We start from the raw sequence: 1,306 nt of genomic DNA on the forward strand, positions 1-1,306 counted from the left end.
GAGACTGTAGATAAATCTGTGTAACTGCTTATCATCAACGTCAGAGATGGCAAGGATAAGCAGTTATGAACAAAGACACCCTAGAAGCCCTGGCACGCGAAGCGGCCAAAGGCATTAAAACCGAACAAGACCTCAACGAGTTTCGTCAGATGCTCACCAAGGTTACCGTCGAGCGTGCCCTTAACGCTGAGCTAGACGAGCACCTTGGATATGATAAGCATCAGCCATCAGATAATCCCAACAGTCGCAATGGCAGCACCCGCAAAACCCTACGAACCGAAGATGGTCAGTTTGAACTCGACACACCTCGTGACCGTGACGGTAGTTTTGATCCCAAACTGGTGAAAAAAGGACAAACCCGCTTCACTTCAATGGACGACAAAATCCTATTCCTGTATGCCCAAGGCATGACCACACGGGAGATCGTCAAAACCTTTAAGGAACTATACGGCGCAGACGCCTCACCCAGCTTAATTTCCAAAGTCACAGATGCGGTTATTGATGAGGTGACTGAATGGCAGTCTAGGCCATTAGACCCGATTTACCCCATTGTCTACTTGGACTGTATCGTACTGAAAATCCGGCAAGACAAGCAGGTTATCAACAAATCACTTTACCTTGCCCTGGGCGTCAACATGGAAGGCCATAAAGAATTACTCGGCATGTGGCTGTCTGAAAACGAAGGAGCGAAATTCTGGCTGAATGTTTTAACGGAACTGCAAAACCGAGGTGTAAAAGACATTCTGATTGCCTGTGTGGATGGTTTAAAAGGCTTCCCTGACGCCATCAACACCGCGTTCCCAGAAACCCAAATACAGCTTTGCATCGTTCATATGGTGCGGAATTCAGTGAAATATGTGCCATGGAAGGACTATAAGCCCGTCACAGCGGATTTAAAACGCATTTACCAGGCCACCACAGAGGAGCAAGCCTTACTCGCCCTCACCGAGTTCTCAGATAAATGGGACGACAAATACCCTCAGATCAGCCGATCGTGGCAAACGCATTGGGATAACATCAATACCTTGTTTGCTTACCCGGAAGATATACGCAAAGCGATCTACACCACCAATGCCATTGAGTCACTCAACAGCGTGATCCGCAAAGCGACGAAAAAGCGTAAGGTGTTTCCAACGGAGGACTCTGCGAAGAAGGTGGTGTATCTTGCTATACGCCAAGCCTCGGAAAAATGGACGATGCCCATAAGAAATTGGAAAACGGCCTTAAACCGATTTATGATTCTGTTCGAAGACCGTTTGAAGGATTATATTTAACCCTGCAGTTACACAGAATTATTTACAGGGTC

At 47.1% G+C, this 1,306-nt stretch carries 1 protein-coding gene; it reads left to right on the forward strand.

Annotated elements, in window-relative coordinates:
* The first annotated feature begins 65 nt into the window (after nt 1-65).
* Nucleotides 66-1,274 (forward strand): IS256 family transposase, encoded by a 1,209-nt coding sequence (locus tag FT643_RS23020; RefSeq protein ID WP_156873739.1) that lies wholly within the window; start codon nt 66-68, stop codon nt 1,272-1,274.
* Nucleotides 1,275-1,306 lie beyond the last annotated feature (32 nt).

This window comes from Ketobacter sp. MCCC 1A13808 (assembly GCF_009746715.1).
In the GTDB taxonomy this organism is placed as follows: Bacteria; Pseudomonadota; Gammaproteobacteria; order Pseudomonadales; family Ketobacteraceae; genus Ketobacter.